The 21,102-nt window shown below is 63.2% G+C and carries 19 protein-coding genes; 9 read left to right on the forward strand and 10 right to left on the reverse strand.

The window, feature by feature from the left end; all coding sequences use genetic code 11:
- Nucleotides 1–2: 2 nt before the first annotated feature.
- Together AB0366_RS23615 and AB0366_RS23620 are read right to left on the reverse strand one after the other, a co-directional pair.
- Nucleotides 3–1,406, reverse strand: coding sequence for an amidase (locus AB0366_RS23615; protein ID WP_366246118.1), 1,404 nt, complete (start codon nt 1,404–1,406; stop codon nt 3–5).
- On the reverse strand, nt 1,406–2,686 hold the full coding sequence (locus AB0366_RS23620; protein ID WP_366246119.1) for an Nramp family divalent metal transporter: 1,281 nt from the start codon (nt 2,684–2,686) through the stop codon (nt 1,406–1,408). Before AB0366_RS23620 ends, AB0366_RS23615 begins: the two co-directional genes overlap by 1 nt.
- A 134-nt stretch (nt 2,687–2,820) precedes the next feature.
- Here AB0366_RS23620 and AB0366_RS23625 point away from each other — a divergent pair, with 134 nt between their 5' ends.
- Nucleotides 2,821–3,807: an Lrp/AsnC family transcriptional regulator gene (locus AB0366_RS23625; protein WP_366246120.1), complete on the forward strand. Its 987-nt coding sequence runs from the start codon at nt 2,821–2,823 to the stop codon at nt 3,805–3,807.
- 29 nt (nt 3,808–3,836) lie between these two features.
- Here the strand turns inward: AB0366_RS23625 and AB0366_RS23630 are convergent, their stop codons facing one another.
- Nucleotides 3,837–4,481, reverse strand: a complete 645-nt coding sequence (locus AB0366_RS23630; RefSeq protein WP_366246121.1) for a response regulator transcription factor — start codon at nt 4,479–4,481, stop codon at nt 3,837–3,839.
- Nucleotides 4,472–5,692, reverse strand: a complete 1,221-nt coding sequence (locus AB0366_RS23635; RefSeq protein WP_366246123.1) for a histidine kinase — start codon at nt 5,690–5,692, stop codon at nt 4,472–4,474. Before AB0366_RS23635 ends, AB0366_RS23630 begins: the two co-directional genes overlap by 10 nt.
- 171 nt (nt 5,693–5,863) lie before the next feature.
- Between AB0366_RS23635 and AB0366_RS23640 the strand changes: the two genes are divergently transcribed.
- Entirely contained in the window at nt 5,864–6,517 is a 654-nt protein-coding gene (locus AB0366_RS23640; RefSeq protein ID WP_366246124.1) for a VTT domain-containing protein, read from the forward strand.
- Nucleotides 6,518–6,530: 13 nt separating this feature from the next.
- Here AB0366_RS23640 and AB0366_RS23645 read toward each other — a convergent pair whose 3' ends face one another.
- The 6 genes from AB0366_RS23645 to AB0366_RS23670 all read right to left on the reverse strand — a co-directional run bounded on the left by AB0366_RS23645 (nt 6,531) and on the right by AB0366_RS23670 (nt 11,966).
- On the reverse strand, nt 6,531–7,598 hold the full coding sequence (locus tag AB0366_RS23645) for a ParB/Srx family N-terminal domain-containing protein (RefSeq protein WP_366246125.1): 1,068 nt from the start codon (nt 7,596–7,598) through the stop codon (nt 6,531–6,533).
- Between the two features lie 107 nt (nt 7,599–7,705).
- On the reverse strand, nt 7,706–8,239 hold the full coding sequence (locus AB0366_RS23650) for a GNAT family N-acetyltransferase (protein WP_366246126.1): 534 nt from the start codon (nt 8,237–8,239) through the stop codon (nt 7,706–7,708).
- Nucleotides 8,240–8,286: 47 nt separating this feature from the next.
- The gene (gene ribA, locus AB0366_RS23655; protein ID WP_366246127.1) at nt 8,287–9,513 is read right to left on the reverse strand and encodes a GTP cyclohydrolase II; all 1,227 of its coding nucleotides are present in this window, start codon (nt 9,511–9,513) and stop codon (nt 8,287–8,289) included.
- A complete protein-coding gene (locus tag AB0366_RS23660; RefSeq protein WP_366246128.1) occupies nt 9,513–10,010 on the reverse strand; it encodes a flavin reductase family protein in 498 nt (165 codons plus the stop codon). The genes ribA and AB0366_RS23660 overlap by 1 nt, the downstream gene beginning before the upstream one ends.
- Nucleotides 10,007–10,513, reverse strand: a complete 507-nt coding sequence (locus AB0366_RS23665; RefSeq protein WP_366246130.1) for an NAD(P)H-dependent oxidoreductase — start codon at nt 10,511–10,513, stop codon at nt 10,007–10,009. The genes AB0366_RS23660 and AB0366_RS23665 overlap by 4 nt, the downstream gene beginning before the upstream one ends.
- A 160-nt stretch (nt 10,514–10,673) precedes the next feature.
- Complete coding sequence (locus AB0366_RS23670; protein WP_366246131.1) at nt 10,674–11,966, reverse strand: NtaA/DmoA family FMN-dependent monooxygenase; 1,293 nt, start codon at nt 11,964–11,966, stop codon at nt 10,674–10,676.
- Nucleotides 11,967–12,386: 420 nt separating this feature from the next.
- Between AB0366_RS23670 and AB0366_RS23675 the strand changes: the two genes are divergently transcribed.
- The 7 genes from AB0366_RS23675 to AB0366_RS23705 all read left to right on the forward strand — a co-directional run bounded on the left by AB0366_RS23675 (nt 12,387) and on the right by AB0366_RS23705 (nt 21,092).
- Nucleotides 12,387–13,214 carry an ATP-binding cassette domain-containing protein gene (locus AB0366_RS23675; RefSeq protein ID WP_366246132.1) on the forward strand — a complete coding sequence of 276 codons (828 nt, stop codon included), beginning with the start codon at nt 12,387–12,389 and terminating at the stop codon, nt 13,212–13,214.
- Nucleotides 13,211–14,254, forward strand: coding sequence for an ABC transporter permease (locus AB0366_RS23680; protein WP_366246134.1), 1,044 nt, complete (start codon nt 13,211–13,213; stop codon nt 14,252–14,254). Before AB0366_RS23675 ends, AB0366_RS23680 begins: the two co-directional genes overlap by 4 nt.
- The gene (locus AB0366_RS23685; protein ID WP_366246135.1) at nt 14,254–15,138 is read left to right on the forward strand and encodes an ABC transporter permease; all 885 of its coding nucleotides are present in this window, start codon (nt 14,254–14,256) and stop codon (nt 15,136–15,138) included. The genes AB0366_RS23680 and AB0366_RS23685 overlap by 1 nt, the downstream gene beginning before the upstream one ends.
- Nucleotides 15,139–15,288: 150 nt before the next feature.
- Nucleotides 15,289–16,941 carry an ABC transporter substrate-binding protein gene (locus tag AB0366_RS23690; protein WP_366246137.1) on the forward strand — a complete coding sequence of 551 codons (1,653 nt, stop codon included), beginning with the start codon at nt 15,289–15,291 and terminating at the stop codon, nt 16,939–16,941.
- A 177-nt stretch (nt 16,942–17,118) separates the two neighbouring features.
- Nucleotides 17,119–18,426, forward strand: a complete 1,308-nt coding sequence (locus AB0366_RS23695) for an NtaA/DmoA family FMN-dependent monooxygenase (protein ID WP_366246138.1) — start codon at nt 17,119–17,121, stop codon at nt 18,424–18,426.
- 32 nt (nt 18,427–18,458) lie between these two features.
- Nucleotides 18,459–19,772, forward strand: coding sequence for an NtaA/DmoA family FMN-dependent monooxygenase (locus AB0366_RS23700; protein ID WP_366246140.1), 1,314 nt, complete (start codon nt 18,459–18,461; stop codon nt 19,770–19,772).
- A 30-nt stretch (nt 19,773–19,802) separates the two neighbouring features.
- Nucleotides 19,803–21,092, forward strand: coding sequence for an NtaA/DmoA family FMN-dependent monooxygenase (locus tag AB0366_RS23705; RefSeq protein WP_366246142.1), 1,290 nt, complete (start codon nt 19,803–19,805; stop codon nt 21,090–21,092).
- Nucleotides 21,093–21,102 lie beyond the last annotated feature (10 nt).

The following is a 21,102-nucleotide window of genomic DNA, read 5'->3' on the forward strand; positions in this document are numbered from 1 at the left end:
TCTCACTGCGGATCGGGGTGTCGCTGCTCGAAAGCGGTCAGGGTTTCGACGGCCTGCGCCAGTTGCAGTAGGCGCGCTTCGGCGCGGTGAGGACCGATGATCTGGAGCCCCACCGGGAGACCGCCTGCAGTGAATCCGCCGGGTACCGACATCGCGGGGCAACCGGTGGATGAGATCAGGTACGCAGATCTCATCCAGTCCAGGTACGTGTGCATCTGCTCTCCGTCGATACTGGTGGGATAGCGCCACTCCACGGGGAAAGGCGGTACCTGACTGACCGGGGCGATCAGCAGGTCGTAATCGTCGAAAAATGCACCCATGCGGGCGACGAGTTCGGTGCGCAGCACTTCGCACCGGCCCAGATCGGGGCCGCTGAGGAGGCGTCCCTGCTCGATGTTCCACCTGATGTCCTCGCCCAGCGAGTTTCGATGATTCTCGAGCAGTCGTCCGTAGCTGAGTTCGAGCTGCCACGCGCGCAGGGTCGTGAAGATTTCGTCTGCCCCGGTCAAGTCTGGGCACGCCATCTCCACGTGGCAACCCAATCCGGCCAATGCGTCGACAGTGGGGGTCAATACCGATGAGACCGACGGGTCGACGGGAAGGCCGCCGAGGGTCGGTGCCCAGGCGACCCTGAGACCGCGAACGTCGTTGTCGTACAGAAACTCTGGATTCTCGTCGTCGAAACTGATCGGGCTCCGAGGGTCCGAGCCCGACATCACCGACAGAAGAAGTCTCACATCGCCGACGGTGCGAGCCAACGGGCCTTGGACAGATAGCTGACCCCACGCGACCTTGGTGGGCCAGATGGGTACGCGGCCGACCGTCGGGCGAAGGCCCACAACGTTGTTGAACGATGCCGGATTGCGAAGCGAGCCACCGGTGTCGCTGCCGTCGGCGATCGGAATCAAGCCGGCGGCCAGCGCGGCGGCCGCACCGCCACTGCTTCCGCCCGCACTCCGGGAGCGATCGTACGGGTTACGAGTGGCACCGAAGACGGGATTGACGGTGTGCGATCCGAGCCCCAGTTCGGGAACGTTCGTCTTTCCGATCGAGATCGCGCCGGCGGATTGGGTGCGTTCGACGACGAGCTGACTGCGGGACGGGACGTGATCGGCGAATATCGGGGACCCGTAGGTGGTGCGCATACCCGCCGTGTCGAGGGTGTCCTTGTGTGCGATCGGTAACCCATGAAGGGGTCCGAGGGGCTCGCCGGACATCGTGTGCGCGTCGGCCTTTCGCGCGAGTTCGAGTGCATGGTCTCGATCCAAGGTGACGATCGCATTGATCGACGGGTTCCATTCCTCGATGCGTGAAAGATGAGCGGACACGAGTTCCTCGGCAGAGATGTCGCGATTCTTGATTGCGGCGGCCTGCTCACGCGCCGTCCAATAGTGCACGTCTGCCATCAGAAGCTCTCCACGATCTGCACGGCAGCCAGCACCACGAACAAGACGAGTGCGGTGGTGAGCACCGCGTTCGATGCGAGTCCGTTGCGCAAATTCGGAGCGATATCGCGACGGTTGAGCATGACCAGCAGGCACGCAGAGAGGATCGGCAGCACCAGCGATCCGATTGCGGCGTAGACCAGTACCAGTGCGACCGGTCGGCCGGTGAAGACGATCGCAACCGACGACAGCAGACACAACAGGACAAAGCTGCGAAAGACCCAGCTCTTCTCCGATACATAGCTTTCGACGGCATCGAGCGGGACTCGTCGGATTGTGCGTAGTGAATCGGCCAGCAGGTAGGACAATCCGTTGAATCCGCCGATCAGGGCTGCGAAGACCACGACGAAGAAGGTGACCAGAAAGAGAATGCGTGTCGCCGATCCGAGGTCTGCGCCGAGGGGGTCGGCAAGCGCTGCAAGTCCGTCTGTTCCCTTCACCGACCGTCCGGTTCCGTAGACGAGACCGGTCCCGACAATGGTTGTGGCGACGACGAATACGAAGATGATGAGGTAGCTCGTCGCTGCGTCGAGTCGCATCATCGGGAGCCAATTCGGGCTGTTCCATTGCTTTTCGCGCACCCAGTAGCTGTATGCCGCTATTCCTGCGGTGCCGCCCACCCCACCGATCAGAGCGATCACGTCTATCAGTGATCCGGAGGGGAAGGCGGGCCTCATCGAGCCGAAGAATGCGCCCCAGTCCTCGAGCTGCACGAGGGTGATGCCGGCGAGGACGACCATCAGGCCGAACTTGAGTGCGATGAACCATTTCATCGTGGCTTCGAGCGCCGAGTATCGGCCGCGCAGCACGATGGCTGCAGCCAGCACCGAAATCGCTATCGACGCGGGCACCACAGGTATCGACGGTACGAGGGTCGAGAGTGCCAACGCAGCAACCGAAGACAGACCTGCGCCGAACACCACCGCGACGACGAGAAAGAACCCGAACAGCAGGTACGGGAGCCACACTGCCACGGTGCGTGCACCCGCCACGATCGTCGCTCCCGATGCGATGTAGTGGCGACCGACAGCTTCGGTGATCCCGAATTTCACCAGAAGTCCGAGCGCCGCTACCCACAGCAAACCCATCCCGTAGGTTGCCGCTCCTGAGATCGAGGTGATCATGTCGCCGGCACCGACACTGGCTGCGGCGAGAATCAGACCTGGACCCAGATGGGTCAGCTTCGTCCGCCAGCTGGTGGGGGAATCGATACCGACGGACTTCACTTGCATATCGGACATGATGGCTTCCTCGTCGAAGGTGACCCGACTTCAGCGGCTCGATCCGCTGTGGGTTGGTTCACAATGCTGCGTACTTCAGTAGATTTTCTCAAGACATCGGCTTATATCGGTTGTTTTCGCCGTATTGTTGGCTGATGACCGAAGCGAGTCGCCCGCGAGGGCATCTGCCCCTCGACGCCATGGATCGACGGATTGCGTGCGCTCTGCAAGTCGATGGCAGAGCGTCGTGGCGATTCATCGCCGATGTCCTCGGAGAATCGGAGCGGACGGTCACTCGTCGCGGGACCAAACTTCTGGGCGACCGAGCGGTCGTCATCGCTGCGCGACCGCGCGCTCGGGGCAACACCATCGTCGGTGCGCATTGCGAGCTCGGTCAGTCGCGAATCGTCGCCCGGGCTCTCACCCAACGCAGCGACAGCTTTCTCGTCCACATTCTCACCGGCAGCCCAGACTGTGTGGTGATCCTCGACAGTCCTCGAACTCATCTGAACAACTTGGTGTTCGAGGAACTTCCGGGCGTTCGCGGCATTGTCAAGACCACCACCCAACCGGTGCTGAGACCGACACACACCATTTCGAGATGGCGACCGGATGTGTTGACAGACAACGAGGTGAACGCCCTCCTCGGTGAGCACCGTGTTCAGAATGTGGATGTGGCGAGCGGCAGAACCGAGGTCGACAGGGTCGACGATCTGTTGATGAAGGCGCTTGCGCTCGACGGCAGGCGGTCCATCGAAGAACTGTCCAGGCTCTGCGGCCTCTCGGACACCACGGTGCGACGGCGAATCGAAAAGCTCAGACGCGACGGTGATGTGATCATTCGGGCCATCGTGGAGCCGGCGTTGTTGGGACTTCCGGTCGAAGCTGTGCTGTGGGTGTCCGCCCGACCCACCTATGTCGAAGCCGTAGCCGACGCGCTCGGCCATTCGCCATCGGTGCGCTACGTCAGCGTGATGGTCGGCGACCGCCAGATCATGGCCACCGTGTCGATGCCCAGCGAGGAGGCCCTCTACGAGTTCGTCACCCATGGCTCCTGGCTGGAGAATGTCAACTCGGTGGAAACGGCCATGGTCTTGGAAACGTACAAGCGTGGAGGAGCGCCGACGAGCATGGTGAATTGATCACTGGCGCGGATACTCTGCTGTGCAGTTCAGGTGCGCAGGTACGCCACCACAGCCATCACTCGGCGGCTCATACCGGTGGAGTTCGCCAATCCGAGTTTGTCGAACACTGCGTTGATGTGTTTCTCGACCGAGCTCACCGAGATGTACAGATCAGCTGCAATTCGCGCATTGGTGAGACCTTGCGCCATCAGCTCGAGCACATCGCGTTCGCGCGGAGTGAGTCGATCGAGGGGATTCGATCGGCTGGTGCGTGACAGCAGCTGTCGCACCACCTCCGGATCGAAGGCCGTTCCGCCATCGGCCACCCTGTCCAAGGCATCCAAGAACTCGTCGACCTGCGCGACGCGGTCCTTGAGCAGATACCCGACCTTGCCGCCTGATCCGCTGATCAGCTCTGCCGCGTAACGGTTCTCGACGTACTGGGACAGTACGAGCACGGCCACCTCCGGCCAGCGACGGCGAATCGTCAGCGCTGCCCGCAGTCCCTCGTCGCTGTGACCCGGGGGCATTCGCACGTCGGTGACGACGATGTCCGGACGATCCCGTGCGACTGCGGCGAGGAGCGAATCGGCGTCGCCCACGGACGCGATCACGTCATGGCCTTCGTCGACGAGCAGACGGACCAGACCCTCACGCAACAACGTCGAGTCCTCCGCGACGATCACCCGCACGGGACGCTCGCCGTCACGACAGTCGGGCCGCCGACCGGGCTGTGCACACTCAGCGTGCCGTCGACGGCGGCGACGCGGCGGGCCAGCCCGGACAAGCCGGTGCCGGACGGATCGGCTCCACCGGGTCCGTCGTCGGTGACGGTGGCCAGCACGCGGTCGAACTTCTGGTGAGTGACGTTGACCTCCAACAGTTTCGGGCACGCATGCTTGGCTGCGTTGGTGACGGCCTCCGAGATGACGAAATAGAGGACCGACTCCACCGCGGGTCGCAACCTGTCCGTCAGGTCGTAGGTGACTCGGATGGGAACACTGGCCCGGTCGGCCATCGCCTCGACAGATGCACGCAGTCCATCCTTGTCGAGTGCGATCGGGTACACCCGGTTGGCGACCTCGCGTAGCTCGGTGATCGCCTCGAGTGATGTGGCCTGGGCCTGGGTGAGGAGTTCGTGCACCTTGTCGGGCTTCTCGGCGCGGCGGGCTCGGCCGATGAGCATCCCCAGGGCCACCAGATGCTGCTGTATGCCGTCGTGCAGGTCGCGCTCGATACGGCGGCGTTCGTCGTCGATGGCATCGACCACGTGATCGCGGCTGCTCGTCAGCTCGGCTACCCGCTGGTGCAGCAACCGATCCGACTGTCGGCCGAGTACTTGGACGGCGAACCAGCGGTCCAACGATCCCACCCCTGCTACTCCGACGATTGCGACGAAGGTCAAGAGGATGCCGGGCAGCGACACCAGCGCTACGAGTCCGCCGTCGACCCGGTCGGAGTTCTCGATCAGGCCCCAGCCGCCGCTCAGCACCCATGCCGAGATCATCGAGCCAGCCACGACGAGACACAGCGCCAGCAGCAGGACCACGCCGATGCCGAGTAGCCCTATCGTCCAGCGTGTTCCGAGATACCAGCGACAGCGGTGAGGGGTCGCCACATCAGTGTGGAGCGTGCCGTGGAAGCGAGTGATTCGCCGAATCTCCCACTCGCTCAGACCGAGTGCGCCTACGTCGACCGCATCCCTCAGCGACGCTCCCCACCGGCCGAGGAGTCGCGCCAACGCGAGGGCGAGTACCGCAGCCACGGAGAACAACAGGGCAGAGACCGCCGTGGCGCTGCCGAGAAGAACCCCGGCAAGTGCCGTCAGCCAATGCCGAACAAGCGAGCTGACGGCAATCCGATCCGCCAGGTCAGGTGGATGTACGACGTCGTTTCCGAGCACTCGAGCAGCGTAGCGAGGTATGTGGTCGCTGGTATTGCGGTAAACCGCAAGATCTCGGCGGGGAGCCCGGACGAATGTTCGACGGTATTCCTCGATGTCCCGCAGTCGGGAAGTTCATAGCGTATTCAGCGTCCTTCCTGACACACGACACCGACGAACAGGGGAATTGCAATGTCCAACTTACTGATTGCTGCAGCTGCCGAAACCGAGCAACTCGACGGGCTGGCCGGATGGGCGGTCGGCGTCATGGACGCACTCGGCGGGCCCGGCGCCGCCGTCGTCGTCGGTGCCGACAATCTGTTTCCGCCGATACCGAGCGAACTCGTTCTGCCCCTTGCCGGTTTCTCGGCCAGTCAGGGCGTGTTCTCCTTCGGTGCTGCTCTCTTCTGGACGACGCTCGGCTCGGTCCTGGGCGCGATCATCGTCTACGCGGTGGGTGCGCTCATCGGGCGCGAGCGCACACGGGCATTGGTGGTGCGGATCCCGTTGATCAAGGCCACCGACTTCGACCGAACGGAGGCTTGGTTCGCCAAGCACGGTTCGAAGGCAGTGTTCCTCGGGCGGATGGTCCCGCTGTTTCGCAGCTTCATCTCCCTGCCCGCCGGAATCGAGCGAATGGGGATGGCGAAGTTCCTCGTACTCACCACACTCGGCAGCTTGATCTGGAACACCATTTTCGTCACTGCGGGATATCAACTCGGCGAGAACTGGCACCTGGTCGACGCCTACGCCGAAATCCTGCAGAAGATCGTCATCGTGTCGATTGCAGTCGCCACTGTCGGATTCGTAGCTATGCGGTTGCGGTCCCGCCGGGCCCGGCTGTAACAGATGAACGGAACTACCTGGGCAGCCCCATTTTGTACTGCAGGGCGTAGGCCAGCTTGCCGGGCTTGTCGTCCGAGTACGGGGCCGACAGCTTTCCGAATTCACCTTTGGTGGCTGCCTTCCCGTCGTTCCAGGCGTCCAGCGCACCGAGTTCTGCTGCAGTGCGGCCACTGTCGATCACCGCGTCTTTCGGTGCCGCGACCTGGGCGCGCGAGACAGACTCGACGGTGCTCAGGTAGCTCGCCAGGTTGTTGCTGTCCCAGCCGCTGATGTCGACTGCGCCGGAGTCGCGAACCCATGCACCCCAATAGAACTCCTGGAACGGGATGGTTCCGGGGGTGAAGCCGATGTCGCGCGCGAAGTACGTCAGGCTGCGGTACTTGTCGTTCTGGAACTTGGCGAGCCCCACTCCCGACGGCAGCTGCTCGACCGGAACTTCGTTGCCGTCGACGTCGTAGTTCCACACCCACTTCTCGGCTTTCATCCGCGCCCAGAAGTCAGCGGGGCTCAGATCACTGAGGTTCGCGACCACCCGCAGTCGGAGATGCAGATTCGGTCCACCGTCGGCCATTTCGTAGAACGAGGTCAGCGTGTGGTGTCCGTCGGTCAGGTAGGGCACGCCACCCGGCCCGATGACGATTGTCTTCATCGGCGCGATGGTGTCGGGCGTTTCCTGACCGACGGGGACGGTGCAGGTGAACGAGGACGGATTGTCGAGTCGCGCATCGGGCAATGCCGACGCGGCCTCTTCCTGGCCGTTGGCCTCGCACCAGTCGTCGAACTTCTTGTTGATCTCGTCCTTGCCGAGCGTGTATCGGCCGAGCTTGTAGTACACCTCGTCGTACCCGAGCGACGGTTGCGTTGCCCGCACCTCGCCGATCGGGAGATCGAGAAGTTCACCCGCTTCGGCACATTGGTAGCCCAGGCCCGCGGACGATCCGGTGGGGAGCAGGTCTGCGACCTGACACAACGGCGACACCGTCCGTGCCGGCGCGGCCGTGGCAACGCCGCCCATCGACGCGGACAAGACAGAGATCAGTGCAAGTGTGCCCAGCAGGGCAGCGCTACGACGCAGGGCCATCGGTGAAAACTCCCATGAGTTCGAGTGAAGTTTCCCGAGACTGTCGCACCACGGTCACCGGTCGGTGTCGCGGAACCAACGCAGAGGTGAACGTCGCATGATGGCAGTCAGCGATCCTCGCGCAACATCGCGTAGACGAGGGTGTCGGTCCATTCGCCCTTGCACCACCAGTTCTGGCGGAAGTGCGCTTCCTGACGCATCCCGACCCGCGCCGCCAACCGGGCCGACGCGTCGTTCCGACCATCCAGCTGTGCGCTGATCCGGTGAATCTGGGGCAGTGAGAACACGTGCTCGATCAGCGCGTTGACCGCCTCGGTGGCGTACCCGCGGCCCGCAACGTCGGGGGAGAACGTCCAGCCGAGTTCGACGAGGGCCGGCGATCCGTCGATCAACCAAGCCTCGACGTTGCCCACCACCGTGCCCTCGTGTTCGACGACCATCGACAGCGCCTGGGTATGCAATCCGGTTCGCTTCATCCGTTTACCCACCGCGGCAACGGCATCGGCGTGTGACCAGGCTTCGTGCAGCAGGTAGCGGCAGACCTCCGGGTCGCTGTAGTACGCGAGAATCCTGTCCGCATCGTCTGGTTGGTACAGGCGCAGCGTCAGGCGCTCGGTATGGATGGGCGCGATGGTGCTCATGCCGAGCAGCCTAGCGAGAGAGAAGACTCCCCGGTGCTTCGGTCAGCTCACCAACCCTGAGCGACGCCGGCAGGCAGTAGATGCCCCATCTGGGAGCGTTTGGTTTCCAGATATCGGATGTTGGCCCGCGCGGCACCGACGATGATCGGCAGTCGTGCACTCACGTCGACCCCGTGTGCTTCGAGGCCACGAATCTTGTCCGGGTTGTTGGTCAGCAGGCGGACGGTGCTCAGCCCGAGATCCTTCAGAATGGCTGCAGCGCCGCCGTATTCGCGTCCATCCGCCGGCTCGTCGAGTTCGAGATTGGCTTGCACGGTGTCGAATCCCTCGTCCTGAAGTCGGTACGCAGCAAGCTTTTTCAGCAGGCCGATGCCGCGACCTTCGTGACCGCGGAGGTACACCAGCACGCCACCCTCTGCGGCGATTCGTTCGAGGGCAGTTTCCAGTTGCGGACCACACTCGCACCGTTGCGAGAGGAACGATTCACCGGTGAGGCACTCCGAATGTACTCGGACCAAGGCGTTGTCGGTGACGTCCCCGGAGACCAGCGCCACGTGCTCGGCCCCGGTCTCGTGGTCGGTGTAGCCGAACATTGCGAATGTGCCGTGCGGCGTCGTGAGGGTCGTCTCCACCACCCGCCCGACGCGAGCCGGGCCGGCAACCGGTGCCGGATCCCGAAGTTGGCGGTAGGCGATGAGCTCGTCGATGGTGAGCACCGGAAGGTTCATGCGGGTTCCGAGGCTCTCGATCTCGGGAAACCGCATCATCGACCCGTCGTCGGCCACCAACTCGGCGATCACACCCACGGCGGGCAACCCGGCGAGAGCACACAGGTCGACGGCAGCCTCGGTGTGTCCCGGTCGTTCCAGAACCCCGCCGGGGCGAGCACGAAGGGGAAGGACGTGCCCTGGCCGGATGATGTCCGACGCCACTGCGCCGGGATCCGCCAGCACCTGCAAGGTCCTGGCACGGTCGGCCGCGCTGATGCCGGTGGTGACCCCTACGGCTGCGTCGACGGTCACGGTGTAGGCCGTCTTCTTCGGGTCCTGATTGTTCGACACCATCGGAGGTAGCTCCAGGGCGTCTGCCCGTGCGTCGCTCATCGGAGCGCACAGCAACCCCGAGGTGTTGCGGACGGTCCAGGCCGTCCACGCGGGACTGACGCGGTCCGCCGCCAGGATCACGTCACCCTCGTTCTCCCGATCGGCCGAATCGGTGACGAACACCGGCTTTCCGGCTCGAAGTGCATCGAGGGCATGTTCGACGGCACTCATCAGAGATCTACCGCCAGTCGGCGAAACTTACTGCTGTGGAACACAATCGGTGCGACACCGTCCTTGATTTCCAGTTCGTTGATGCGCATCAGGACGATGTCGTGGTCACCGGCCGTGACCTGCTCGGTCACTGTGGCGTCCAACCACATGCTCGCACCGTCGATGAACAGGGCACCGTCCTCGGTCGTCATGGTGGTCAGCCCCTCGAAGCGGTTACCCGTCTTCGCCGCGAGAGTGCGAGCCGCGACGTCGTGAAGTTCACCGAGCACGCTGATCCCGATTCGCGGTGCTGCCGCGAACTTGGGCCACGTGGTCGAGGTGTCCTGAACACAGAAGGCAACGAGAGGTGGGTCGATCGACACCGCGACGAAGCTGCTCGCGGCCATGCCGACCTGCACTCCGTCGATCTCGGCGCAGACGGCGACGACGCCACTGGGGAACTGCCCGAACGCGTTTCGTAGCACGGACTGGTCGAAGCTTGTGGTGCTCAGGGTCATGATGCATCCGTTCGGGTTCGGGCCGCGGCGAGTATGGTCTCGCCCCAGCGAGTTACGTAGTCGGTGATTCGGGAATCGGTGGTGTACGTCGAATCGATGAGATAGAGGCCAGGGGCCGGGGTGACCGCTCCGAGTTCGACGAGAACGTGTTTGAGAAACAGATCGGGTGCCATGGCGTGGGCGGGACCGGCACCCAACATCAGCGGCACGGCAACGACGTTCTTCAGTCCGGTGTCGCCTGCGAACTGATCGAGGAACAACTTCAGCACTCCGGTGTACGTGGCCTTGAACGTCGGGCTTGCGAAGACGACGAGGTCGGAGGTCGATACGGTGTCGACTGCACCCTGCACTGCGGCGTCACCCCACCCGAGGAGTCCGGGCCCGAGGGTGATCACGTCGACGGTTCCGCCGGGCTCACCCGTCAATGCGGTGGCGAGAACTCGGGCGGCGTCGAGTGTTCGTGACTCGGGTTTCGGATTGCCCGCCACTACGGTGATTTTCATACGTGAACCTTTCGTTCGGGGCGATGACATCAGCAAACAGCACGTGCGTAGCACCCGCGAGACTTCCCGGTTGCATGTCGATTGCGCCGTGTCGTGCTCGGTCAGGTAGTCGATCGAGCTGGGGAAACGCCGAAACCCATCGGGCACAACGCCACCTGCATCAGAAGGCAGCGAGGTTCTCCCGGAACGTGATTCGGGAGTATCCGTCACGGATTGCTCCGCGACGGCGTAGCGCAGGAGCGAGACCGTCGGAGATTTCGGCAATGGCTTTGCGCGTGACAGGAGATGCGATGAGGAAGCCGTCGCCGCCGATGAATTCCATTGCCTCCTCCATCTTCTCGGCTACGGTCTCGGTGGTTCCGACGAGTTCCATCGATTCCGTGGTCGGGTAGTTCGCCACGATCTCGCGCAGGGTCTTGCCGGTTTTAGCCATATCCGCCAAGGTGCTCTGATGCCCGTTGTACTGGGTCAGATCGGGTACCGGTGCGTCGATGTCGAACTGCGAGAAATCGGTGCTGCTGAAGTACGACATCGCAGACAGGATGCCGTCGATGTTGTTTCTCTGGACTTCGCGCATCCGATCGCGCTTGACCCGAGCTTCCTCGTCGGTGTCGGCCATGATGGGGCTGACCAGGAACAGCACTTTGACGTCGTCCGGCTTGCGGCCGTACTCGATGAGCCGTCGGCTGATGTCCTCGCGGTATTCCTTCATGGCGTCGAGTCCGCGGACGTTGGCGATGATGGTGTCCGCGTGTTTGGCACCGAATGCGCGGCCGGCGGGAGAGCCTCCGGCTTGGCAGATGACCGGACGACCCTGGGGGCCGCGCGGGACGTTGAGCGGACCTCGCGAGGCGTAGTACTTGCCCTCGAAATCGATCGTGTGAATTTTCTCGTGATCGGCGAACACTCCGGATTCCGGGTCCAGCACCATGGCGTCCTCGTCCCACGAATCCCACAGCTGCGTGACGACGTCCACCCATTCGTCGGCCATCTCGTAGCGGAGATCGTGTTCGATCTGCTTGGCCAGTCCGTAATTCTGTGCGGCCCCGTCTGCGCTCGCGGTGACGAGATTGATCCCGACCCGGCCCTCGGTCAGATGGTCGAGAGTCGACATCAGCCGGGCGGCCAGGAACGGCGGATAGAACGTCGTGGCGACGGTGGCGATGATGCCGATGCGCTCGGTTGCGTCCGCCATCAGTGGTACGAGGGGCATCGGATCGAAACGCACTGTGGTGCCGCGGCGTACCGAACTCTCGAACGTTCCGCGGTAGACATTGGACAGCACCGACGAATCCTCGAGCATGATGTAGTCGAAGCCTGCACGTTCGAGGCTTCGTGCGGCATCGACGAAGAGATCGGGTCGGCCGATGTCGGACGCCACGTTGCCCGACCACGGTTGGTTCCAGCCGTAGACACCGAAGCCCGTCGTGAAGAACCAACCGAGATGCATCATGCGGCGACGCCTGCGTCGAGCCGATCGGTGGGTGACTGCGTCGACTCGACGCTGTCGGCGGGAGCGTGGTTGTTCATGCCAATCCCTCTCGTGATGGTGGGCAACGCGACGGTTGCCGATGAACGAAGCCTCCTGCAATCGCATTACCGAACGTGGCGCAGGCGTAAATGAGTTATTACGCCGCAAACATCGCCTGCTCGGGCGGTTTGTCGGTTCCGATAACGCCGCCGAGCAGCGACGCAATGGCTGGACGAGACCTACGTCACTCCGGCGTTAATTAATTTCGAGTCGCTCTGACCAGGGGATTCGAACGGCGTAATACTTCAGTTACGCCGAACGTCCCTTCCAGTAACGCGTGCCGAGAATGCTGTGCGAATCGAGCAATAGCTCTGCTGAAGACAATCGGCTTGGAGGATCGTGATGAGTGGCAACCTGCGCGCAGCGTATGCCGAGATCGACGCCGAACACGTGTGCAAGAGCTTCGACCGTCGTGGGTCCGGGTCGCCGGCCGTGGACGACATCAGCATGAAGGTGACGTCGAGCTCGGCCATCGGAATCGTCGGCGAGTCCGGCTCCGGTAAATCGACATTGGTTCGCATGATGTGCGGATTGCTCTCGCCGTCGGCGGGATCGGTGTCTTACAACGGTGCCGAGTTGTCCGGGGTGCTCTCGACCCGAGCCGGTAGGCGCGAGTTCAGAGCGAAGGTCCAGTACGTCGCACAGGACACGACGTCCTCGTTCGACCCACGCAGAACGTTGCGTGACGCTGTCCGGCTGCCTGCGATGCGTCTGCTCGGGCTTAACTCGAAAGCCGCCGACGCACAGGTGAACTCGACACTGGAATCACTCGAACTGGATCCGGCCATGGCCGATCGATTTCCCACCGAAGTATCGGGCGGTCAGCGTCAACGGTTCTCGATAGCGAGGGCGCTGGTGGTCCGACCGCGAATTCTGCTGTGTGACGAGGTGGTGTCGGCACTGGACGTATCGGTCCAGGGCGCGATCCTGAACATGCTGCGGCAGTACTGCATCGACGCGGACTGTGGATTGGTGTTCGTCTCGCACGGATTGCCCGCGACGGCGTTCATCGCCCGAGACATGGTGGTCATGAGAAACGGAGTGATCGTCGAAAAGGGGACCACCGACGACGTGGTCGAACGTCCCCAGGACCCGTACACGGCGGAGCTTCTCGAGGCCTACCGCGGTGCCGAGGACATCGAGCGACTCGCCGTGGCGGCAACGCGATGACGGGGTTTCTCGGACGTCAACGGTGGTGGCTCGGCCGAATCGCTGTGCTTCCCCTGCATCTGCTCGTGTTCGCGGTCGCGGCGTTCTTCCTGGTTCGCGCGATCCCCGGTGACCCCGCACGTGAGGTGGTCGGTCCCGAGGCCACGGAAGCGGACTACCTGGCCACCAAGGCCGAACTGGGCCTCGACGGAAGCCTGTGGTTGCAGTTGTTGACCTACCTGGGCAATCTGCTGCACTTCGATCTCGGCAACGCGATCATGACCGGCAGACCGGTCACTGCGGACATCGCAGACCGCCTGCCCGGAACCCTCGAATTGGCGGGCATCGCCTTCGCTTTTCTCTTGGCGATCACGCTGGCGCTCTCGGCGGTCGTCGTGGCCCGGCCCAAGTCCATGGCTGCACGGATGGTGCGCGGGTACGCCCAAGCAGCCGGTGCCGTGCCGGAATTCGTCGTAGGCGTCGTCGGCATCTTCCTGTTCTACGCCACCCTGCAGGTGGTCCCGGCCCCGTCGGGGCGAGTCAGGGCAGGACTGACCGAGCCCGAACCGATCACCTCCCTTCCGCTGCTCGACGCCATTCTGCGGGGCGACACGGTCGTGGTGTCCTCGATGGTCTCGCACCTGTTCCTCCCCATCGCGGTCCTCGTGCTCTCGGTCACCCCGATTTTGCTCAAACAGCTGCTGACAGCTCTCGATTCGAGCCTCACCGCGCAACCGACGATGTTCAAGATCGCGACCGGTTCGGCGCGCAAGTACATCTACGCGAGTGCATACCGTCGGGCCTTGCCGCCGACCGTCGCCCTGTTCGGCATGGTGTTCGGGTCCCTGCTCGGAGGAGCTGTCATTCTCGAGACCCTGTTCGGGCTCGGCGGCATGGGGCGGTACGCCGTCGAGGCCGTTGCAGCGACGGATCTGATTGCGCTGCAGGGATTTCTGCTCGTCGTCGCCGCGATCTCGCTGATCGTGTTCCTGTGTGTCGATCTCGTCAACATGTTGCTCGACCCTCGGCGCAAGCCGGGCCGAGCCGGAGGTGGTTCCTGATGGTTGCTCTGGTACCGAAGAAGGCCGGCTCCGAAGTCCGCACGAACCCGCCCGGGCGGCGAAGGTTCGTGTCGATCGGCACTGTGGCACTGTTCGTTCCACTCGCCCTCATTCTGCTGATCACCCTGATCGGACCGTGGATCGTCCCGTTCGATCCCACCAAGGTGGTCGGCTCGCCGTCCCTGTCTCCGGACTCGGAGTTCTGGTTGGGAACCGACTCCAACGGACTCGATGTCTTCTCGCGCACCATCGCCGGGGCCCGCATCGACGTCACCATCGCGCTCGCGGTCACGATCGCCGCAACCGTGGCCGGCATCCTGATCGGGTTGACCATCGGAATGAGCGAGTCGGGCCGTGGTCTCGGCGGATTCCTGGCCCGTGGGGCCGCACGCTTTCTGGATTTGCTCGAGGCCGTCCCCACGGTGATCGTCGCGCTGGTCGTCGTCTCGTTCTTCGGAACGTCCTCGATCACGATGATCTTCACGCTGTCGATCATCCTTGCGCCGATTCAGGCGCGCCTGGTCCGTACCGAGGTACTGCGGGTGCGCGGCGACGCATATCTCGACGCGGCCCGCCAAGCAGGACTGTCCGAGACCCAGTTGGTGTTCCGGCACGTGCTGCCCAACTCCTCGGTGCCTGCATTGCAGAACGCGTCGGTGGTGTTCGGCATGACGATCATTCTCACCGCCGCGCTCGGCTTCCTCGGCGTCGGCCTGCCGCCGCCCACCCCCGAATGGGGCTCGATGATCACGCGCGGCGCAGGCGATGCCGCTATCGGGAAGCTCTGGTCGGCCGGCGCACCTGCCTTCGCGTTGTGCCTGACGGTTGCATCGGTTGCCGTCGTCGGCCGCAAGCTCACCGAGGGCACCCGCCGCTCGCACTGATATCGGCCATCTTTCGTATCGGCCATCTTTCATACGGACAGTGCAGTCCGCGAATACCCCTCTCGTCCATGGTCTCCCACGATCGAAGCCCCAGGGCTCGATCGGCGATGACACCTGCACTCGTGCACCGAACAAGGAGAACAACCTGTCATGAAAGCTTCTCATCGATTGCCCGTCGGACTCAGATGGGCGGTGCCGTTGCTCGTCGGTGCCCTTGCGCTGACTGCGTGCTCGGACGGCGGAGGCGAGACCTCGGCGTCGAGCTCGGGGGAGATCATCGTGGTGACCCCTGACCAGGCGTCGAACGTGGTGCGGGACTACGGCTACACCGCCGGCACCGACAACCAGGACGTCACCAACAACATGCACGCGCAGCTGATTCGCAAGCCGTACGTGGAGGAGGAAGGCTCCGACGCGCTGGTGCAGGACTTCTACGAGTTCGAGCCGTTTCTCGCCGAGGGCTACGAGGTGAGCCCCGATCAACTCGTCTACACCTTCTCGCTGCGACAGGGTGTGATGAGTGACCACGGCAACGAACTCGATGCCGACGACGTCCTGTGGTCCTTCGAGCGAAAATTCGCCACACCGGGCGGAGGCATGGCCGGCTACTACAAGCCGATGTTGACCGACCCGGCAACGCAGATCCAGAAGATCGACGACTACACCGTCAGCTTCACCGTCGAGAAGGCCGGCTACGGTCTGACTCTGCTGGCCAATCTGGCCGAGAACATCGGGTCGATCTACGACAGCAACTATCTGATCGACAACGCCACACCCGAGGATCCGTACGCGGTTGCATGGGGCGCAGAGGACATGATGCGTGGCAACTTCGGTTACGGCGCATACATGTTGGAGTCGGTAACCCCGGGCCAGGAGATCGTCATGACGGCCAATCCGAACTTCGTGTTGGGTGAGCCGGAGATCAAGCGGATCATTCGACGCGTAGTGGCCGACCCCGCCACTCGGGCCAACATGGTCACGCGCGGCGACGCAGACGTGGCCCTGGCGTTGCGTTCGTCCGATCAGGCGAGTTTGGCGAACAACGACGCCGTGACGGTTCCGACGACCACTTCCAATCAGTACCTGTTGCTCTCGATGAACACCACGAGCGCGCCGTTCGACGATGTGCGCGTGCGCCAGGCGATGGCCTACGCCATTCCGTACGACCAGATCCTGTCCGACGTGTTCTTCGGTCGGGCGTACAAGTACAACCACGTGCTCGACGACAAGGCACCGAACTGGGACGGCAGCGATCTTCCCCAGTTCGACAGCGACCCCGAACGTGCGAAGTCGCTGCTCGCCGAAGCGGGACTGGACGGCCTTGCCTTCACCCTCAGCGTCAACAATCAACTCCCGGCCGCTCAGGACACGGCGATTCAGATTCAGTCCTATGCAGCCGAAGCAGGCATCGATGTCACGATCGCGGAAGTGCCTGCCGCGCAGCTCAATGCCGACACCCTGGACGGCAAGGTCCAGGCAAGCCTGACCATGGGTGCCTCGGTCACCATGACCCCGCCGTATTCGCTGCAGCTGCTGACGCAACCGGGCGGCGGGTCCAACATCGCTCTGTGGAACGACCCCGAGTTCCTGGCGATGGTGGATCGAGGCCTCGATGCCGGTGACGCATTGAGCCCCGAGGCCGGAGTGTTCTGGAATCAGGCCGAGCTGCGCATGACCGAGCAGGCCCCCTACATCTTCATCGCCAGGGTACGGCCGTCGGTGGCACTGGAGGCAGGCATCGGCGGGTTCGTGCAGCGCACCGACTTCCGCATCGACTACTCCAATCTGACTCTGGGCTCGTAGGTTGCTCTGCCGCAGGCAGTTCGGTCGGTGGTCATATCCGCCGCCCCGACCGAACTGCGTGCGGAAATGCCGACGAACAGCGGCGAAATCGGACGGCTACCGAGAATGCGGCTCGTCGAAACATCGAGGCGGTGTAGTCGTCATACACAGCGCGGACGAAATACCAGCGAGGACACTATGACAGACAACAGATTTCATCTCGGTTGGTTCGGCAGCTTCGTACCGACGACCTGGAACGCGGCCTTCGAGGGCACCGACAGCGGGGACTGGCTCAGCGGAGACTTCTATGTCGATTTCGCCAGGACTCTCGAGCGCGCGTGCTTCGACTTCCTGCTCCTCGAAGATTCGTCGATGGTGTCGGACACCTACGGCGGAAGCTCGGAGGCGACCCTGAAGACCGGCGGATGGGCCCCGAAGGGAGATCCGATGGCGTTGGCTCCCTTGCTCACCCGTGCTACCAGCCGCCTGGGCGTCGCGCTGACGGCATCGACGTCGTTCTATCCGCCCTACCTTCTCGCTCGGTCCATCTCGTCTCTCGATCACCTGTCCTCCGGACGCATCGCGTGGAACGTGGTGACCTCCAGCGAGGATCGTGCCGCACAGAACTTCGGCATGGACGCGCTGCCACCGCACGACGAACGGTATGTCCGGGCAGACGAATACGTCGATCTGGTCGAACAGCTCTGGGATTCGTGGGACGCCGACGCCGTGGTGATGGATCGCGAGACGTCGACGTACGTCGACCACACCAAGGTCCATACGATCGACTTCCAGGGTAAGTACTACTCGTCCCGCGGTCCGCTGAACACCCTGCCCTCCCCGCAGGGCCGGCCGGTCATCACCCAGGCGGGCGGGTCGCCTGCCGGGCGCGACTTCGCGGCCAAACACGCGGACATGATCATGGCTCTGCCCAAAGGTGTTCCCGCGATGAAGGAGTACCGAGCCGACATCCGCCGACGGATGGAGCTGCACGGCCGCGATCCCGATTCGGCGAAGGTGATGTACGTCGTCTCGCCGATTCTCGGTGAGACACACGAGGAGGCCCTCGAACGGCAGGAACGCAAAGCCCAGGCGGTGCGGGCCAACCCGGCCGGCGTCCTCGTCGGCTGGTCGGCGAGCATGGAGATCGACTTCTCCACATTCGATCTGGACAAGCCGATGCCCGAGGACGTACACACCAACGGCCATCAGTCCACTCTCGAGAACTTCCGGAACTGGGCCGACGGCCGGACGCTTCGTGAAGCCTGCGTGGCGTACCGAACCGAGTCGATGGAACTGGTCGGCACCCCCGATGCTGTTGCCGCACAGATGGGCGAGGCCATGGCCGAGGTCGGCGGAGACGGGTTCCTGATCTGGAGCCAGCCTCACAACCGTCGGTACATCGGTGAGATTGCCGACGGACTGGTGCCGGCCCTGCAACGACGCGGGCTGATGCGCACCGAGTACACGGGCGAACACCTGCGTGACCACCTGCTCGAGTTCTAGATACCCACCGTCCGCTCGTCTGGAGAGACATCATGACTGCCAACAAATTTCACCTCGGCTGGTTCCTCGGAGCCGGCTTCGGCGTCCAGTCCTGGAATCAACCGTGGTCCGGTACCGGTGCCACCGACTGGATGATGCCCGATCAGTACGTCGACCTCGCGCACTCACTCGAACGCGCCTGCTTCGACTTCCTCATCATGGAGGATTCGGTCCAGGTCTCCGATACCTACAAGGGATCGATGGAGTACTACCTGGCGACCGCATCCGCTGCGCCCAAACACGATCCGGCAGTACTCGCCGGAATTCTGTCGTACACCACCAAGCATCTCGGCATCGTGCCGACTCTGACGACCACGTTCTATCACCCGTACACCGTCGCGCGGTTGATGTCGACACTCGATCACATCGCCGAGGGCCGCATCGGTTGGAACATCGTCACCGGCAGTAACACTCGGGCAGCGCAGAACTACGGATTCGACATGCCCGAGCACGATCTGCGCTACGACATCGCCGACGAGTTCGTCGAGGTGGCGTGCAAGTTGTGGGACTCGTGGGAAGACGGAGCGGTGCACGCGGACACCTCGCCGGGTGGCATCTACGCCGACCACGAGAAAGTCAATCGGATCGACTTCGAGGGCAAGTTCTTCAAGTCTCGCGGACCTCTGAACACCATCCCCAGCCCGCAACGCCGACCGGTCTTCCTGCAGGCAGGAGGCTCCGACAAGGGAAAGGAGTTCGCGGCCAAACACGCGGACGCCATCATCTCCAATCCGCACGGCACCGACAAGATGCGTCGGTACCGAGAGGACATTCGCCTCGGTGCCGCCGAAGCGGGCCGCAACCCCGACGACGTCAAGGTGATGTACCTGATCTCCCCGATCCTCGGCGAGACGACAGCCGAGGCGAAGGCCAAGAAGAAGCGCCGCGCAGATGCCGCGTCGAGCAACATCGATGGACTTCTCGCTGGTCGTTCGCACCTCTCGGGGATCGACCTGAGCCAGTTCGACCTGGACGAGCCGCTGCCGGTCGACCTCGAAAGCAACGGCCATCGAAGCAGTTTCGCAGAATTCAGGGGAGACGGAACGCAGACTCTGCGTGAGCGACTCACCGGACACAGCGCCATCGACACCCTCGATTTCGTCGGCACGCCCGACGACGTCGCAGACATGATGGACGGCGTCATGCAGGAGGTGGGCGGCGACGGGTTCCTCATCGCCGGAGCTCCGATGAACCGACGTTACGTCGCCGAGATCACCGACGGACTCGTCCCTGCTCTCAAGCGTCGAGGCCTGACGCGAACATCGTACGAGCACAGCCACTTTCGCGACAATCTGCGCGCATTCTGATCGCCCCGGTTCCGGAGAAGAGGAGAAGACATGTTCCACCTTGGTTGGTTCCTGAGCTGGCAGGTGCAGTCGTGGAACCAGATGTGGTCGGGGGAGGGAGGGACCGAATGGAACCACCCCGAGCTCTACATCGACATGACGAAGGCGCTCGAGCGCGCCGGCTTCGACTACATCATGTTCGAGGACGGCTCGTTCGTCCCGGATTCGTTCGGTGGCTCCTCGCAGTGGTGGTTGGCCAATGCCCGTTCGGTTCCCAAACAGGATCCGAACTCGTTGCTGCCCATCCTCAGTCAGCACACCGAGCATCTGGGACTCATCGCGACGATGACGACGTCGTTCCATCCGCCCTACATGGCGGCGCGCACGTCGGCCACGCTCGATCACCTCAGCAACGGCCGAGCAGGCGTCAATCTGGTGACCTCGCACAACGTTCGGACAGCGCAGAACTTCGGCTACGAGGACATGTTCGAGCACGACCATCGGTACGAGATGGCCGACGAGTGGATCGATCTCGTCAAGCAGCTGTGGTCGTCGTGGGAGCCGGATGCGGTTCGGCTCGATCGTGAGGCCGGAGTGTTCGCGGACTTCGAGAAGGTCCACAACATCGATTTCACAGGCAAGTACCACTCGTCCCGTGGACCGCTGAACACCACACCGACACCGCAGGGCCGACCGGTGATCTGCCAGGCCGGTGGCTCACCTGCTGGTCGTGCCTTCGCCGCCAAACATGCCGAGACGATCCTCGCGCAGGTCGAGAGTGTCGAGGCCATGAAGTCCTATCGTGACGACGTTCGTGCCCGCATGGTCGTCGAGGGCCGAGACCCGGATTCGTGCAAGATCATGTTCATCGTCAGCCCGGTACTCGGTGAGACCGAGCGCGAGGCGCAGGACAAGAACGAGCGGATTCTCGACGGGTTCCGCAACAACATCGAGATCAATCTCGCCTCGATGTCGTATGCCAGTGGCATCGACTTCTCGAAGTTCGATCTCGACGCCCCGATGCCGACCGTCGAGACCAACGCCGGTAGAGCATCGATGGAGCTGATCGGTGCCAACGCCACCGGAATGACGCTGCGTGAAGCGGCGAGCTCGGACATCAGGAAGTCCGTCCAGCTGATCGGTACTGCCGACTCGGTGGCCGAGCAGATGGGCGACATCGCCGCCGAGGTCGGCGGCGACGGGTTCCTCATCTCGGCCAACGTGAACCGCCGGTACATCAGCGAGATCACCGACGGGCTTGCGCCCGAGCTGCGTAAGCGCGGACTGATCCGTGACGGCTACGCGCACAGGCTCTTCCGCGACAACCTGATGGACTTCTGATCGTCACTGC

Source organism: Rhodococcus sp. NPDC076796 (assembly GCF_040702765.1).
Lineage (GTDB): Bacteria > Actinomycetota > Actinomycetes > Mycobacteriales > Mycobacteriaceae > Rhodococcoides.

Coding starts and splice junctions, on each gene's coding strand:
- AB0366_RS23615 (WP_366246118.1), bottom strand. CDS start 1,406: ATGGCAGACGTGCACTATTGGACGGCGCGTGAGCAGGCCGCCGCAATC.
- AB0366_RS23620 (WP_366246119.1), bottom strand. CDS start 2,686: ATGTCCGATATGCAAGTGAAGTCCGTCGGTATCGATTCCCCCACCAGC.
- AB0366_RS23625 (WP_366246120.1), top strand. CDS start 2,821: ATGACCGAAGCGAGTCGCCCGCGAGGGCATCTGCCCCTCGACGCCATG.
- AB0366_RS23640 (WP_366246124.1), top strand. CDS start 5,864: ATGTCCAACTTACTGATTGCTGCAGCTGCCGAAACCGAGCAACTCGAC.
- AB0366_RS23645 (WP_366246125.1), bottom strand. CDS start 7,598: ATGGCCCTGCGTCGTAGCGCTGCCCTGCTGGGCACACTTGCACTGATC.
- AB0366_RS23650 (WP_366246126.1), bottom strand. CDS start 8,239: ATGAGCACCATCGCGCCCATCCATACCGAGCGCCTGACGCTGCGCCTG.
- ribA (WP_366246127.1), bottom strand. CDS start 9,513: ATGAGTGCCGTCGAACATGCCCTCGATGCACTTCGAGCCGGAAAGCCG.
- AB0366_RS23660 (WP_366246128.1), bottom strand. CDS start 10,010: ATGACCCTGAGCACCACAAGCTTCGACCAGTCCGTGCTACGAAACGCG.
- AB0366_RS23665 (WP_366246130.1), bottom strand. CDS start 10,513: ATGAAAATCACCGTAGTGGCGGGCAATCCGAAACCCGAGTCACGAACA.
- AB0366_RS23670 (WP_366246131.1), bottom strand. CDS start 11,966: ATGATGCATCTCGGTTGGTTCTTCACGACGGGCTTCGGTGTCTACGGC.
- AB0366_RS23675 (WP_366246132.1), top strand. CDS start 12,387: ATGAGTGGCAACCTGCGCGCAGCGTATGCCGAGATCGACGCCGAACAC.
- AB0366_RS23680 (WP_366246134.1), top strand. CDS start 13,211: ATGACGGGGTTTCTCGGACGTCAACGGTGGTGGCTCGGCCGAATCGCT.
- AB0366_RS23685 (WP_366246135.1), top strand. CDS start 14,254: ATGGTTGCTCTGGTACCGAAGAAGGCCGGCTCCGAAGTCCGCACGAAC.
- AB0366_RS23690 (WP_366246137.1), top strand. CDS start 15,289: ATGAAAGCTTCTCATCGATTGCCCGTCGGACTCAGATGGGCGGTGCCG.
- AB0366_RS23695 (WP_366246138.1), top strand. CDS start 17,119: ATGACAGACAACAGATTTCATCTCGGTTGGTTCGGCAGCTTCGTACCG.
- AB0366_RS23700 (WP_366246140.1), top strand. CDS start 18,459: ATGACTGCCAACAAATTTCACCTCGGCTGGTTCCTCGGAGCCGGCTTC.
- AB0366_RS23705 (WP_366246142.1), top strand. CDS start 19,803: ATGTTCCACCTTGGTTGGTTCCTGAGCTGGCAGGTGCAGTCGTGGAAC.